Genomic DNA, 13726 nt, shown 5'->3' with positions numbered 1-13726 from the left:
TTCCACTCTTCCGGGTCGGAGGGGCTTCTGCGGCCGGAACCCGCGGAGGTATCCGCAGGACAGGTTCCGGCCGCAGTGCGGTGCGCCCCAGCGCCACACTCGGAACGCGCGCGGTGCGCGCGTGATCGTCAGTCGTCGGTGCCGCGGATGCCCACGGTCGACTCGATGATCGGCTTCATCTTCTTGTCGAGGGTCTCGAAGAACATCGACAGCGGGAACTCGTCGTCCATCACGGCATCCGTGTAGCCCTTCGGTGCGCCGGCCAGGATCTCGTCCGACAGGCCGCGGGCCCACTGCGATGCGGGGTGCGGGGTGAGCGTACCCCGGACGAGCTCGTACGCGGCGAGCCAGTGCGCGACCTTGGGACGGTCGATCGAGTGCCAGTACAGATCGTCGATCGCATCGCCCAGTGCCACCACGGCGTCGGGCACGTTGTCCCAGTCGAACGCGAGTGCGGTGTCGGTCCAGTGCAGCACACCGCGCTGGTGCAGCCACGCGAACAGCAGCTGTCCGCCGACCGCGTCGTAGTTGCGCGTGCGGGTGCCCGTGATCGAGAAGCGGAAGATCCGGTCGAAGATCACTGCGTACTGCACGAGGTGCGCGTAGTCGTGCATCTCCTGCTCGGTCTCGGTGAGCTCTTCACCGGCGGCGATGCGGGCGGCGAGAGCACGCTCGATCTTCACCGATTCCCGGAACGCCGTCATGTCGCAGCGCATCTCCTCCAGTGAGTACAGGAAGAAGGGCATCCGCTGCTTGATCATGAACGGGTCGAACGGCAGGTCGCCGCGCATGTGGGTGCGGTCGTGGATGATGTCCCACATCACGAAGGTCTTCTCGGCCACCTGCTGGTCGTCGAGCATCGCGGCTGCGCGCTCCGGCAGGTCGAGGTTGGTGATCTCGGCAGCGGCGCGGGTGACGCGGCGGTACCGGGCGGCCTCGCGGTCCTGGAAGATCGCGCCCCACGTGAAGGTCGGGACCTCGCGCATCGCGACGGTCTCGGGGAACAGCACCGCCGAGTTCGTGTCGTAGCCGGGCGTGAAATCGACCAGGCGCAGCGAGACGAACAGCTTGTTGCCGTAGTCGCCGGCCTCGAGCGCCGCGATGAACTTCGGCCAGATCGTCTCGACGATCAGCGCCTCGACCAGGCGATCGCTCGATCCGTTCTGCGTGTACATCGGGAAGACCACGAGGTGGCGGATGCCGTCGACACGGTGCTGCTGCGGCTGGAAAGCCATCAGCGAGTCGAGGAAGTCGGGCACCCCGAAGTCCGAGGCGGCCCAACGGTCGAAGTCGACCACGGAAGCGGCGAGGTACTCGGCGTCGTGCGGGAAGGCGGGGGCCAGAGCGCGGATCGCGGCGGTGAGCGCACCGACGAGCTCGCGGGCCGCGGCGTGGTGCGCGGCGTCCGGGATCGAGCCGTCCTTGATCTGCATCTCGCGGATCGCGATCGCGGCGTCCTTGAGCTGCGCCCAGGCGGCGGACTGCTCGGCGATCGATGCGTCCTCGACGACCTCGGGTTCGCCGACGATGGCCTGGACAGCGGAACTGTTGGCGGAAAGAAGGGACATCGGGACCTCCGATCGGAGTTTTTGACGGAAAGATTCCTGTGCAAACGGAATCCTGACGATAATCTTACAGCTATGGATGACTCTGTCGACCGCGCGATCCTGACCGCCATCTCCCGCGACGGCCGCGCCACGCTCTCCCAGCTCTCCGACGCCGTCGGCCTGTCGGTCTCTGCGGTGCAGTCGCGCCTGCGCCGACTGGAGACGAGGGGGGTCATCTCCGGATATCAGGCGATCCTCGACCCCGAGCAGGTGGGCACCCCGCTCTCGGCGTTCATCGAGATCACGCCGCTCGACCCCGCCCAGCCGGACAACGCCCCCGAGCTGCTCGAGCACCTCGACGCGATCGAGGCCTGCCACTCCATCGCCGGCGACGCCAGCTACATGCTGTTCGTGCGGGTGCCGTCCCCTCGTGCGCTCGAAGAGCTGGTGCGCGATGTGAGACTCGCGGCGAATGTCAGCACCCGCACGACCGTGGTGCTGCAGACCTATTACGAGCACCGACCGATCATCCCGGTGGGCTCGACCGAGTAGGCGCCGGGAGTCAGAGCACCGCGCCCACCATCGCCTCACCCAGCGGGGTGCGCAGATGGAGCATCCTGGTGCCGTCGCGTTCGCTGGTGATCAGTCCTGCACCGCGCAGCACGGCCAGGTGATGCGAGGCGGTCGATATCGCGAGGCCGGCATCACGGGCGACCTGCGACGTCGTGCGGGCGGTGCCGGCGCGCAGCAGCATGCCCGCTCGTGCCGGACCCAGCAGGGCGCTGAGAGCGGCGGTGATGTCGGCGGCGTCGCGGGCCCAGCCGGCGGTGACGCCACGGGCCGGATAGAACAGGGTGGGCTGCGCTGGTGGCTCGGTGAGCACCATGCAGCCCCACGCCGACATGACCGAGGGGACGAGCACCAGGCCACCTCCCCGGCAGTCGACCTGTTCGCTGTGGCGTCGCAGCGAGACGCGGACCGCACCCGACCCCCAGGTCACCTGTCGGTGCAGATCACCGGCCATGCCCGCGATGCCCGTGCTCGCGATCGTGCGCGTGCGGACGGCGATGTCAGCACGCAACAGTCGTTCGAGCTGCGGCCACACCGGAGAGAGCACCGCTTCCCACACGGCGGCCCAGGCATCGGCGATCATCCCGCGAGCCCGCTCGGGGTGATCCTGCATCTCGCGCAGAGCCTGTTGCCTGGTTCCGCTCGATCGCACCACCATCTTCCGGAAATCGACGCGCATGGGGTCGAGAGGGGCGGTTCGCAGCTCGTCGAGCTCTATCTCGGGCGTCAGGTCCCAACGGGGTGCGGTCGTCAGAAAGTCGGGCAGATAGCCGTCGTCGCCGATCACGGTCGTGAGCAGCGCGAAGTCCTCGCGGGGCAGGCGGTCGCGCACGGCTCGCAGCCAGCCCCACTGCAGCGGATGCGCGGCGGGGCGCCGCAACACCCGAACGGCGTGGGCCAGCTCGTGCCCGGGCGAGATGCCGAACCGCACCGCCTCGACGTCGCCCGGGCTCAGATGGAACTCGACGCGATGGTCAGGGTGCTCGACGCCCTCGATCGGGCCGGAGTTTCGATCCACATCGAAACTGTAGGGGCTGCTCGCGAGGCTGTCGAGACTGGAATCATGAACAGCACATCACCTCATTCGGGGATCGTCGCCGGGAGTGACATCCGCATCGGCTCGGGGCGCAGCCGCAGGTTCGTCGGGGCCGAGCACGGTGCCGAGGTGTCGTACTTCTTCGTCGAGAACCAGCCGGGGGAGGGGCCGGGGCTGCACTGGCATCCCTATCCTGAGACCTGGGTCGTGATCGAGGGTGTTGCCTCCATCACAGTGGGCGAGGAGACTTTCGTGGCCGGAGCGGGAGACACCGCCACCGGCCCCGCTTTCATCCCGCACCGCTTCACCAACGTGGGGGACGGGGTTCTCACGATCATCGGCGTCCACGCCTCCGCCACCATCATCCAGACGTTCCTCGACGAGGACTGACCATCAGGAGCACGCATGTCCTTCCAGGCATACCTCGACAACATCGAGACCAAGACCGGTCTCACCCCGCGGCAGTTCATCGAACTCGCCACCGAGAAGGGGTTCGACCAGACGACCAAGGCGACACCGATCGTCGCCTGGCTGAAGGAGGACTACCAGCTGGGTCAGGGGCACGCGATGGCACTCGTGCACGTGATCACCAAGGGGCCGCAGATCAGCGACAAGCACGTGGGCAAGGGTGGCGCTCATGGCGATGCCTCCGACACCCTGTGGCTCGACGGCAAGGACAGCAACCCGAACGCCTGATCCGTCGTCCCGCTGAGGTCGGGCATGGGCCCGGCCAGTAGGATTCCCTGCGTGGCAGCATCCTCCCAGCGCAAGAAGAAAACCCCGACCGCGAAGCGCACGCCGGTCCGCACGAGCGGCAACCCGGCGAGGCGTCCGGCCGTCGAAGCAGGCCCGGTGACGGCTGCCGACTGGATCGGGGCGGCTCGTCTGCGCACCCTCCCTCTCGCGATCGCACCGGTCGTGATCGGCACGGGAGCCGCGCGCAGCACCGGACCCGAGTTCCACTGGGTCATCGCGCTCGCCTGCCTCGCCGTCGCGGTGCTGCTGCAGATCGGCGTGAACTTCACGAACGACTACAGCGACGGCGTCCGCGGCACCGACGCCCACCGGGTCGGTCCCGCGCGTCTCACCGCCTCCGGGCGGGTGAAGCCTCGCACGGTCCTGATCATCGGACTGGTGTTCTTCGCGCTTGCCGGCCTCGTGGGTCTGGCGATCGTGGTGCGCACCGGTCAGTGGTGGATGCTCGCGGTGGGCGCGGCCTGCATCGTCGCCGCATGGTTCTACACCGGCGGCAAGCGCCCCTACGGCTACGCCGGACTCGGCGAGGTCTTCGTTTTCGTCTTCTTCGGGCTCGTCGCCACGCTCGGCACGACCTGGGTGCAGATCTTCTCCCTGCCGCAGCAGGCCTGGCTCGGTGCGATCGCCGCGGGGCTGTTCGCCTGTGCGGTGCTGCTCGCGAACAACCTGCGCGACATCGACCAGGACCGCGAGGTCGGCAAGCGCACCCTGACGGTGCTGATCGGGCGCAGGGCGACCCAGGTGCTGTTCACGCTCTTCGTGCTCGCGCCGTTCGGCATCGCGGCTTTCCTGGCCCTGCTGTTCCCGATCGCGTGGATCTCACTGCTGGCTCTGCTGGCGGGGCTCCCGGCGATCGCGATCGTCTGGTCCTACCGTCAGCCGAAGGAGCTGGTCACCGCACTCGCACTGACGTCTCTGACGTCGCTGCTGTACGCGGGCGCTCTGTTCTGGGCGTTCGTGGGCTGAGCCGGCCTCAGCCCTTGGCGTCGCCGTCGACGGGGTCGGTCGCGCCTTCGATCGCCTCGTCCTCGGCGTCCGCGTCGGCCTGGCCGCCGGAGGAACGGCTCTCGCGGCGCTCCTGCAGCCGGGCGGAGGCATCCGTCAGCGGCGTGCGCAGGAACAGCATCGAGATGCTCATGCCGATCAGTGCGGCGAAGATCGCGGCCAGCCACCAGAACTCTCGGAAGATCGGGAAGATCCAGAGGATGGCGAGCGGGACGAGAAACGCCAGCAGCCGCAGCACGGTGTAGACGAGGAAAGGCGCGGGCTTCTTCACCCCTCCAGTCTACGTTCGCCGCGAAGGGGCTCCGTCGCCGGTGCCGGAGGCGATGCCGAGACGGCTGAGCGGGATGCCGCGCACCACGCGCCGCCACGGGTGCTCTCCGAGCGACCACAACAGCCCGGCCTCGAGGTCGAGGGCCAGGTCCTCGCATCCCACCGGGAGCCGGACGGGATCCGGAGTCAGCGCGTCGCGCCGACCGCTCCACAGCGTGCCGGGGTGCAGGCGGTCGGACTGCGAGACGAAGTGGTGGTCCCCCCGGCGGACCGCGCCCTGCATCCGTTTGATGCCGGGGGTGAAGCGGTTCACCTCGGTGAATCCGTCGTCGACGTGCTCGGCGATCGAGAACTCACCGATCCGTCCGCTCTCATCCGTGCGGTGCTCGCCGATGAGCACGCGGGGGAGGGGGGTGCCGCGGTCGTCGAACACGCGGCCGATGTACGAGCAGCGCAGCGGGATCGGATGCACCCGGGTGCGCACCGCGATGAGCGCGGTGCCGCGACCGCCGCGACGACGGGCCCCGGCGAGCCGGTGGGCCCGTGCGCCCTGCACTTCGCGGATGTCGGAGAGGTCGAACTCCCAGATGCCGCGGCCGGTCGCCGCCGCGAACAGCCGGTCCCCGAACCAGGCGAGCCCGCCGGCGTGGATCCGCGCCGGCTGGAGTTCGCCATCGTCGTCGATGACCGCGAGCAGGATGTCGAGATGACGGGAGCGCGCCAGGTCGATGAGGGTCACACGGGAGGCGAGATGCTCCCCCGAGAGCTCCTGTCGGAACCAGCTGACGGCCAGAGTGCGCCGCCCGCGCCATTCGCCGACGTCGATCCCCTGCGGGTACCAGCGTCTGGTCCAGGTCCTCGCGCTGAGCCATCGCAGATCGACGGTGTCGCGACGCCGCTGACGCACGGGGCGCCAGGTCGATCCGAAGGGCCAGAGCATGCTCCCCATCGTCGCCGATGCGGCGAGCGCGTGCGAACCGAACCGTCCACATCATTCCAGCGGGTATTATTTTACCGTGGCGCCGCGTTCGTCTTCTCGGAGTCGACGCGGCGACCACAACGGTCTCGGGGTCGCCTGATGGGGGTCAGGCGGCCGCGTGACAGGCGGGATCGCATCTGCGCGATCCCGTATCCCGAACGTGTCACGTTCGGCAGTGCGATGCACTGGAAGGTGTGGTCCCGTTCGGGTACGGGACCACACCGCAGTGCCGGCCCCGCGCATGTCTCGCGGACACTCGTCGTTCACCTGCGCGTCCCCATCCGGCAACGACCGCCTGGCACCATTCCCGGACACCGTCCGTCTCCGGGAGTCCTGTGCGCACACCCCTCGTCACCGTCATCCTGCCCGCGAAAGACGCCGGGGAGTACATCGGGACGACGCTCGAGACGCTCACCCGGCAGTTCGACGATGCCGCAGCCGTCAAGCTCGTCGCGATCGACGACGGGTCCCGCGACGACACGGGTGCTCTCATGCAGCAGTACGCGCAGCGGTTCCCGCACGCCACCGTGCTGCGGAATCCGACGGCACGCGGGCTGGCGACGGCCCGCAACCAGGGGCTCGTGCACGTCGAGGGCGATGCCTTCTGCTTCCTCGACGGCGACGACTGGATGCAGCCGCGACGGCTCGAGGTGCTGGTGGCGAGGCTGCGCGAGCTCGAGTGCGACTTCGTGCGCACCGATCACGTCACGGTCACCGGAGGCGAGCGGGCGCTCATCCGCGCACCGCACCCGTGGCGCGACCGGGTGACCTCGCCGCGTGACGCGATCCTGCCCGAGAACGAGTCGACCATGGTCGACTATCCCTACGCCTGGGCCGGGCTCTTCCACCGCAGGGTCATCGACAGCGGGTTGGCGGCATTCCCCGAGGGCCTGTTCACGGCGGAGGACCGGCCCTGGATCTGGCGACTGCACCTGAAGGCCGCATCGTTCGCCGTGGTCGATGCGCCGGCCCTCCTCTACCGCCGTGGTGTCGCCACATCGCTCACACAGGTGCGTGACCGCCGGCAGCTCGACTTCGCCAGGGCGATGAACGAGGTCATCTCGGTGGTCGAGCAGGATGCCCAGGCCGAGCGCTTCCTGCCGAAGGTCGTCTGGTCGGCGCTCGCCCTCAGCTCCCACCATCTCGTGCGGGCCCGCCGGATGAGCCCGCCCCTGCGCAGAGAGATGCGGGCCGCGATCCGCGACATGCTCGGTCGACTGCCCGCTGACGAGGTGACCGAGGTGCTGGGACGCTTCGACGGGCCGCGCCGCCGCGTGCTCGCGCGCATCCTCCGGCAGACGGGCAGGGCGGCATGACGCAGATCTTCGCCCTGCACAGCGGCTACGGCCTCGCGACCGCCGCCGCCGCGATCGATTCCGGACTCCTCGATGCCCCGTCCTCCGTGTCCGCGGGCGAGCGCCTCCTGGTTCCCTTCACCTCCTCCCGTGTGCCCGAGACCGTCGTCGGGATCGCGGAGGACCCGGGGTTGCGCTCGCTGCGGGCGCGCTTCGACCGCATCGAGCCACTGGCGGACCTGCTCGGTCCGCTGCATCCGAGCTCCTGGGAACCGGTCGATGCCGACCTCCCCCTGCTGGAGCGGCTGTTCGCGCGCGCCTGGAACATCGACCCCCGTGACCTCGAGCTGTTCGTGCAGAGTCCTCAGGTGGCGCCGGCCCGCACCCTGATGGCGCTGTTCCCCCACGCGCGGATCACGATCGTCGGCGACGGCCTCATGACCTACTCGCCGATGCGCGTGCGGTTGCCGTACCCCGTCGCCGCGCGCATCAAGCGGGTCGTGCACGCCGACGTCGTGCCGGGAGTGCGACCCCTCGTCGGGGCGCCCCGTGCAGAGGTCGTGCCGGTGCCTCCGGCGTCGTTCGCCGCGGCGCTGCGGGAGACGGATGCCACCGCGGGCGATCCCGTCGACGACGGTGCCTCCACGGTGCTCGTGCTCGGCCAGTATCTGTCGGCCCTCGGGCTGATGACGGCGGCCGAGGAGATCGATCTGCAAAAGCGCCTGATCGACCGTGCCGCGCAGTGGGCACCGCAGCGCATCGTGTTCAAGCCGCATCCGGCCGCGCCGCCCCTGGTGACCGCAGCCGTCAGAGGGCGCGCGGCCGCGCACGGGATCGACTTCGTCGAGTACAGGGGGCCTCTCGCCGCCGAACTGCTCGCCGAGCGGCTGGACGCGGTGGCCGTCGTCGCGGGGTTCTCCACGGCGCTGCCGACCGTGCAGACCCTCTTCGGACGGGCGATCGGCTCGGCGGGAAACGACACCGTCCTCGCCGCACTGACGCCGTTCGAGAACAGCAACCGGATTCCCGCGACCCTGGTCGACGCCCTCACGCGCGAGGGCTCTCCGTATGCCGATCCCGCGCGGCTGCAACTGCTGATCGACGCCGTCGGCTACGCCATGCAGCCGGAGATCGCCGGGCATCTGCACGGTCGCGCCGAGGAACTGCTGCGCGGACTCGACCCGGATGAGCGCGATCGGTACTTCACGCCCCGACGGCTCGCCGAGTTGCGACTGCCCGGCGCGCCGATCGAGAACGCCGTGCGTCGTGCACTGCGTCCCGCCGGGGGAGTGGGCAGGATCGAGGAGTGGCGGCTCCACGCCCTCGGCGCGCGGCGACGCGCAGGGCGCGCCTGGCGGGCGATACGCGGACGATGACGACGACGATGACGATGACGAGGATGTGGACGATGGACGAGCACAAGCCCCGCACGGTGGCGATCATCCCGGCGCGCGGAGGGTCGAAGCAGGTGCCACGCAAGAACCTGCAGCGCGTCGGCGGGGTGCCGCTGGTCGAGCGTGCGGTTCGCGCCGCGGCCGCAGCATCCGGCATCGACCTGGTCGTGGTCTCCACCGACGATGACGAAATCGCAGCGGTGGCGACGGCTGCGGGCGCCCGTGTCATCCGCCGCCCTGCCGAGCTCTCCGGAGACACCGCGACCTCGGAGAGCGCGATCCTGCACGCGCTGGACGAGCTCGAGGCACGCGGAGAGAGCGTCGGGATCGTGGCGTTCCTGCAGGCGACATCACCGTTCATCCCGAGCGACGCGCTCGCCGCGGCGGTGGAGGAGGTCCGTGCAGACCGGGCCGACAGCGTGTTCGCGGCCCACGAGACGTACGGATTCCTGTGGCGGGAGGATGACCGCGGTGACGCGGTGGCGATCAATCACGAGGCCGCGCACCGGCCGCGCCGACAGGACCGCGAGCCGCACCACCTCGAGACCGGCGCGTTCTACGTGTTCCGTGCCGCGGGCTTCCGCGAGAGCAGGCATCGCTTCTTCGGCAGGACCCGCATCGCGGCGGTGCCGGAATGGACAGCGATCGAGATCGATGATGCGGATCAGCTCCGCGTCGCCCGTGCACTCGCGTCGCTGCATGAGGTTCCCGGCCCCATCCCGGTCCGCGCCGTCGTGACCGACTTCGACGGCGTGCACACCGACGACACCGCGATCATCGACGCCGACGGTGGTGAGCGGGTGCGGGTGAGCCGTGAAGACGGCATGGGGGTGGCGCTGCTCCGTCGAGCGGGTGTGCCCCTCCTCATCCTGTCGACCGAGGTCAACCCGGTGGTCCGCGCCCGTGCCGACAAGCTCCGGGTGCCGGTGCTGCACGGCATCGACGACAAGGAGAAGGCGCTGCGCAACTGGGCGCGGGACAACGAGATGCCACTCGCCGACATCGCCTACCTCGGCAACGACGTCAACGACCTGCCGGCGATGCGGATCGTGGGATGGCCGGTCGCGGTCGCGAACGCGCATCCGCTGGTGCTCGAGGAGGCCCGTGTCGTGCTGAGCCGTCGGGGTGGGGAAGGCGCCGTGCGGGAGCTGATCGAACGGGTGTTGTCGAGCTGACCGATCCCGGTAACCCGGTGGTCGCCCGGTGTTCATCCTCGGCCCGTACTCAGGAGGGAGGGGTTGCACCAACGCTCGAACACCGGAGGAATCATGACTGTCAGCATCGGCTCACGAGTGATCGGCGGCGGGCGTCCTGCCTACGTCATCGCGGAGATCGGCCTGAACCACAACGGTGACGTGGACATCGCCAAGAAGCTCATCGACGTGGCGGCTCGCGCGGGTGCCGACGCCGTGAAGTTTCAGAAGCGCACGCCGGAGATCTCCACTCCTGAGCACATGCGCGATGTCCCTCGCGAGACGCCGTGGGGCGTGATGAGCTACCTCGACTACCGCCGCCGCGTCGAGTTCGGCCGCGACGAGTACGTCGAGATCGGCGACCACGCCACGATGCTCGGCCTGGACTGGTTCGCCTCGCCGTGGGACGTGCCCAGCGTCGCCTTCCTCGAAGACCTGGGCGTCGTGGCGCACAAGGTCGCCTCGGCCAGCCTCACCGACACCGAGCTGCTGGTCGCTCTGCGCGAGACGGGCAAACCCGTCATCCTCTCCACGGGCATGTCGACCATCGAGCAGATCGACCGGGCGCTGGACACCCTCGGCACCGATCGCGTGGTCCTCATGCACGCCACCTCGACCTACCCGCTGGAGCCGGAGGAGGCGAACCTGCGGGTGATCGCCACGCTGCGCGACCGATACCCGGGTGTGCCCGTCGGCTACTCGGGGCACGAGCGCGGACTCCAGATCTCCCTCGCCGCCGTGGCCATCGGCGCCGTCGCGGTCGAACGCCACATCACGCTCGATCGCACCATGTGGGGCTCCGATCACGCGGCCTCGCTCGAGCCGACCGGCCTCGAGCACCTCGTGCGTGACATCCGCGTGATCGAGCGTGCGACCGGAGACGGGGTCAAGCGCGTGTTCGACAGCGAGCGCGCGCCGATGGCGAAGCTGCGCCGCATCTCGGTATGAGCGGTGCCACCGGCATCCGTGTCGTCGCGATCGCGGACGCCGACTCCTTCGTGAAGTGGGCCGCCGCCCTGCTCGGCTCCGTGCCGGGGCTGCGTCCGCACCTGCTGCTCGTGCGCACCCCGCTCACGGCCAGCGTCGAGCAGCAGCGCACTGCGCTCGCGGGGACGACGCTCGGGCCGCGGGACGTCACCCGCATCGGGTTCGCGGAGACAGCGACCTGGCTGGCCGCGCAGCGCCCTGACGTGGTGCTGCTCGCGGGGCGCGGTCCGTTCGTGCGGCTGATGGGCCGCGTGATCGACACATTGGAGCATCGGCCGGTCACGGTCTCCGGGCTGCCCGGGATGGCGATCCCCGCTCAGCGCGGGGCACTCGACTATCGCCGCCACACCGACCTGCTGGTGGTGCACTCCCACCGGGAGGTGCGGGCCTTCGAGGACCTCGGCCGCAGGATCGGTGTGCAGACGCCGGTGGCGCTCGCAACCCTCCCGTTCGCCCGGCGGAGGGAGCGGATGCTGCGGCCCGAACGCATGAGGATCGACGCGGCGGCCGCGCGGCGCGGTGGTGTGGCGGTCGCCGAACGCCCTCCGCAGACCGCTCCGGTCAAGCCGCCGGCGACCGATATCGTCTTCGCCGCGCAGGCGCTCGTACCCGTCGCGAGGCAGGAGCGCGCCGAGATCGCGGCCATGCTCGTGCGGGCCGCCGAAGCGGAGCCAGGACGCCGTGTGGTGGTGAAGCTGCGGTCGCGGCCGGGGGAGTCGGAGACGCACCGGGAACGTGAGCCGTACGCCGGGCTGCTGCCGTCGCGTGTTCCGAAGAACCTCGTCTACTCCTACGACTCGATGAGCACCGCGCTGGAGACGGCGGCGGGTCTGGTCACGGTGAGTTCCACGGCCGCGATCGAGGCCACGGCGCTCGGCGTGCCCGTGATCGCGCTCGACTCCTTCGGCGTGAGCAAGAGCCTGCTGAACACGGTGTTCGTGGGCAGTGGGCTGCTCGGCGGCCGCAGCGAGGTCGTGGCCGGGCGCTTCCGGCATCCGCATCCCGACTGGCTTCGAGACAACTACTTCCACCCCGAGGGCGAGTCGACGTGGTGGGAGCGGGTCGAACGGCTCGTGGCGCTGCGGCGCTCCGGGGCTCTCCCGGCCCGTCGTGTGCCTGCGGCCCGCGGCGGCTCACTGCACGAGGCCTGGCATCGGGCGAGTGTGCTCGGTGCGGAAGACCGCACGGTGAAGGGGGCTCTGGCGCTCGCCGTGGGCTCTCCGGCGACCAGGGCACTCACCGCGCTGCGTCGGCGCAGGCCGTCGTCGGGCGGCGGCACCTGGGCCGACTCCTCGACCGACTACACGCTCGAGCCGAACCCGTTCGACGACTCCCTCCGGCGCTGAACCTTCGGGGCGACGGCGGGCTCAGCCTCCGAGGTGCGCGCATCCTGCGCTCCGCGGATGTCCGGTGTCCGTCATCCACGGACTCATGGTGTTATCCCAGGCAATGATCCTGGCGGGAAAGATCACGGCCGGGTAACGTCGATCCCATCGCGGCGATCCGGGCGGTCCCGGGCCTCAGCTCATACCTGAAGGCGTTGCGGGTTCGACTCCCGCCGTCGCGTCCACTTCGACAGTGTCGGGCCCTGAGAAGTCAAGGGTTGCTGGGCTTCCTCGTCGCTACGGCGCCCTCCGGTGACAACAGATTGGCGGCCTGCAAGGTGCCTACATGAGTCATCGTCGACGTGCGCCAGGGGACGGAGCTGACCGTGCGTGAAGCCGGACCGGAATCGAGGGAACAGACGAACTAGAGGGACAGGCGATCCTCTGATGGCAGTGGGGCCAACCTGGCGGAACAGCCGAGAGTCGAATAGGGTTGGAACAAATGGATCGGGAATGCTCGATCGGCGTTCGGCCTCCGGGAATCTCGGGGGCCTTTCGCTTTTTACGGGTACACCTTGAGCCCGTATCCCTCTATATGCCCCTTGCTGGAGCGGACCAGCTTGGTGCTGATCAGATCCCATGCGCGATTCGGTTGCTCGGGGCGCATCACGTGAAGCCCGATCGGCCGCGCCGTCATGTCCGCGATCTGCAGACCGGAACTGTTGGCGCTCTTCGGAGCACAGTGGAAGGCCAGCGTCTCGGGCATGCCACGCATCCGGGTCGTGTCCATGATCCTCCGGAACTCGAGCTCCAGCTCCTGATCCTCTTTCGCGCCACGACTCTCGAACACGACTCGAGCAGTTCGTCGTGCTTGTCCGCGCTGCTGAAGCTGGAGAAAGATCCGTTCGAGACCGAACTCGAGTGCGACGTGGTACGGATTCACCTCGTTCCCTCGTCGCGTGCGGAACTGCTCCTTGTCGATGACGCATGCCACGATTCCGAATCGAGACGCTGAGATGATGTCGTTCATCCGCTCCATGAATCGTTCGCGGACGCCTTCGTTCAAGAGGACGTCGAACGATGGCGTCGACTTGCGAATCTCGCGTTCATGGAGGATCACCATGTCGTGCCCGAAGAACTCGAACTTCATCGCCTGAACCTGCGGAACCACCGTCGAGATGTAGTCGTCTACGGGGAAGATGCAGAACGACAGGACGAACAGCGGGAACTGCGGATTGATGTTCGTCAGGCTGTGGTCACCGCTCTCGTCGACGTAGATCACATAGTCGCTGAACGCAGGCATGGGATCACCGTATTTTTGCCTCGCAGGTGGAGGCGCGGACACGCCCACAGCGTCAGCGGTATATAA

At 69.0% G+C, this 13726-nt stretch carries 14 protein-coding genes and 1 tRNA gene; 10 read left to right on the top strand and 5 right to left on the bottom strand.

Annotated features, from left to right (window positions below; translation table 11 throughout):
* Positions 1 to 128: 128 nt before the first annotated feature.
* Entirely contained in the window at positions 129 to 1568 is a 1440-nt protein-coding gene (locus tag D514_RS26105) for a DUF6421 family protein (RefSeq protein ID WP_017829261.1), read from the bottom strand.
* Positions 1569 to 1640: 72 nt separating this feature from the next.
* Between D514_RS26105 and D514_RS26100 the strand changes: the two genes are divergently transcribed.
* Positions 1641 to 2099 carry an Lrp/AsnC family transcriptional regulator gene (locus D514_RS26100; protein ID WP_017829260.1) on the top strand — a complete coding sequence of 153 codons (459 nt, stop codon included), beginning with the start codon at positions 1641 to 1643 and terminating at the stop codon, positions 2097 to 2099.
* A gap of 10 nt (positions 2100 to 2109) precedes the next feature.
* On the opposite strand, the gene D514_RS26095 is transcribed toward D514_RS26100, so the two are convergent.
* Positions 2110 to 3135 (bottom strand): DUF5937 family protein, encoded by a 1026-nt coding sequence (locus tag D514_RS26095; RefSeq protein WP_017829259.1) that lies wholly within the window; start codon positions 3133 to 3135, stop codon positions 2110 to 2112.
* A gap of 45 nt (positions 3136 to 3180) precedes the next feature.
* Between D514_RS26095 and D514_RS26090 the strand changes: the two genes are divergently transcribed.
* From D514_RS26090 to D514_RS26080, 3 genes are read left to right on the top strand one after another with little or no spacing between them, the layout of a single operon-like run.
* Positions 3181 to 3543 (top strand): cupin domain-containing protein, encoded by a 363-nt coding sequence (locus tag D514_RS26090; RefSeq protein WP_017829258.1) that lies wholly within the window; start codon positions 3181 to 3183, stop codon positions 3541 to 3543.
* 15 nt (positions 3544 to 3558) lie between these two features.
* Complete coding sequence (locus tag D514_RS26085; protein WP_017829257.1) at positions 3559 to 3849, top strand: DUF4287 domain-containing protein; 291 nt, start codon at positions 3559 to 3561, stop codon at positions 3847 to 3849.
* 51 nt (positions 3850 to 3900) lie between these two features.
* The gene (locus tag D514_RS26080; protein ID WP_017829256.1) at positions 3901 to 4875 is read left to right on the top strand and encodes a 1,4-dihydroxy-2-naphthoate polyprenyltransferase; all 975 of its coding nucleotides are present in this window, start codon (positions 3901 to 3903) and stop codon (positions 4873 to 4875) included.
* A 7-nt stretch (positions 4876 to 4882) separates the two neighbouring features.
* Here D514_RS26080 and D514_RS26075 read toward each other — a convergent pair whose 3' ends face one another.
* Positions 4883 to 5185, bottom strand: a complete 303-nt coding sequence (locus D514_RS26075; protein ID WP_017829255.1) for a DUF4229 domain-containing protein — start codon at positions 5183 to 5185, stop codon at positions 4883 to 4885.
* 9 nt (positions 5186 to 5194) lie between these two features.
* On the bottom strand, positions 5195 to 6124 hold the full coding sequence (locus D514_RS26070; RefSeq protein ID WP_031205650.1) for a hypothetical protein: 930 nt from the start codon (positions 6122 to 6124) through the stop codon (positions 5195 to 5197).
* A gap of 374 nt (positions 6125 to 6498) precedes the next feature.
* Here D514_RS26070 and D514_RS26065 point away from each other — a divergent pair, with 374 nt between their 5' ends.
* The 6 genes from D514_RS26065 to D514_RS38915 all read left to right on the top strand — a co-directional run bounded on the left by D514_RS26065 (position 6499) and on the right by D514_RS38915 (position 12602).
* Positions 6499 to 7479: a glycosyltransferase family 2 protein gene (locus D514_RS26065; RefSeq protein ID WP_017829254.1), complete on the top strand. Its 981-nt coding sequence runs from the start codon at positions 6499 to 6501 to the stop codon at positions 7477 to 7479.
* Complete coding sequence (locus tag D514_RS26060; protein ID WP_017829253.1) at positions 7476 to 8834, top strand: polysialyltransferase family glycosyltransferase; 1359 nt, start codon at positions 7476 to 7478, stop codon at positions 8832 to 8834. The genes D514_RS26065 and D514_RS26060 overlap by 4 nt, the downstream gene beginning before the upstream one ends.
* A 32-nt stretch (positions 8835 to 8866) precedes the next feature.
* On the top strand, positions 8867 to 10027 hold the full coding sequence (locus D514_RS26055) for an acylneuraminate cytidylyltransferase (protein WP_031205649.1): 1161 nt from the start codon (positions 8867 to 8869) through the stop codon (positions 10025 to 10027).
* A 93-nt stretch (positions 10028 to 10120) separates the two neighbouring features.
* The gene (locus D514_RS26050) at positions 10121 to 10993 is read left to right on the top strand and encodes an N-acetylneuraminate synthase family protein (RefSeq protein WP_017829251.1); all 873 of its coding nucleotides are present in this window, start codon (positions 10121 to 10123) and stop codon (positions 10991 to 10993) included.
* A complete protein-coding gene (locus D514_RS0119215) occupies positions 10990 to 12378 on the top strand; it encodes a DUF6716 putative glycosyltransferase (protein WP_051056555.1) in 1389 nt (462 codons plus the stop codon). Before D514_RS26050 ends, D514_RS0119215 begins: the two co-directional genes overlap by 4 nt.
* A 148-nt stretch (positions 12379 to 12526) precedes the next feature.
* Positions 12527 to 12602 (top strand) — tRNA-Met (locus D514_RS38915).
* A 317-nt stretch (positions 12603 to 12919) separates the two neighbouring features.
* Here the strand turns inward: D514_RS38915 and D514_RS26045 are convergent.
* Entirely contained in the window at positions 12920 to 13660 is a 741-nt protein-coding gene (locus tag D514_RS26045; protein WP_017829250.1) for a DUF3800 domain-containing protein, read from the bottom strand.
* Positions 13661 to 13726 lie beyond the last annotated feature (66 nt).

It is taken from the genome of Microbacterium sp. UCD-TDU (genome assembly GCF_000340625.1).
Lineage (GTDB): Bacteria > Actinomycetota > Actinomycetes > Actinomycetales > Microbacteriaceae > Microbacterium > Microbacterium maritypicum.
This window is presented reverse-complemented; position numbering and strand designations above follow the sequence as displayed.

Excerpts from the sequence above, each read along its gene's own strand:
- D514_RS0119215 (WP_051056555.1), top strand. The coding sequence starts at position 10,990 with ATGAGCGGTGCCACCGGCATCCGTGTCGTCGCGATCGCGGACGCCGAC.
- D514_RS26100 (WP_017829260.1), top strand. The coding sequence starts at position 1,641 with ATGGATGACTCTGTCGACCGCGCGATCCTGACCGCCATCTCCCGCGAC.
- D514_RS26070 (WP_031205650.1), bottom strand. The coding sequence starts at position 6,124 with ATGCTCTGGCCCTTCGGATCGACCTGGCGCCCCGTGCGTCAGCGGCGT.
- D514_RS26055 (WP_031205649.1), top strand. The coding sequence starts at position 8,867 with ATGGACGAGCACAAGCCCCGCACGGTGGCGATCATCCCGGCGCGCGGA.
- D514_RS26105 (WP_017829261.1), bottom strand. The coding sequence starts at position 1,568 with ATGTCCCTTCTTTCCGCCAACAGTTCCGCTGTCCAGGCCATCGTCGGC.
- D514_RS26050 (WP_017829251.1), top strand. The coding sequence starts at position 10,121 with ATGACTGTCAGCATCGGCTCACGAGTGATCGGCGGCGGGCGTCCTGCC.
- D514_RS26085 (WP_017829257.1), top strand. The coding sequence starts at position 3,559 with ATGTCCTTCCAGGCATACCTCGACAACATCGAGACCAAGACCGGTCTC.
- D514_RS26045 (WP_017829250.1), bottom strand. The coding sequence starts at position 13,660 with ATGCCTGCGTTCAGCGACTATGTGATCTACGTCGACGAGAGCGGTGAC.
- D514_RS26060 (WP_017829253.1), top strand. The coding sequence starts at position 7,476 with ATGACGCAGATCTTCGCCCTGCACAGCGGCTACGGCCTCGCGACCGCC.
- D514_RS26090 (WP_017829258.1), top strand. The coding sequence starts at position 3,181 with ATGAACAGCACATCACCTCATTCGGGGATCGTCGCCGGGAGTGACATC.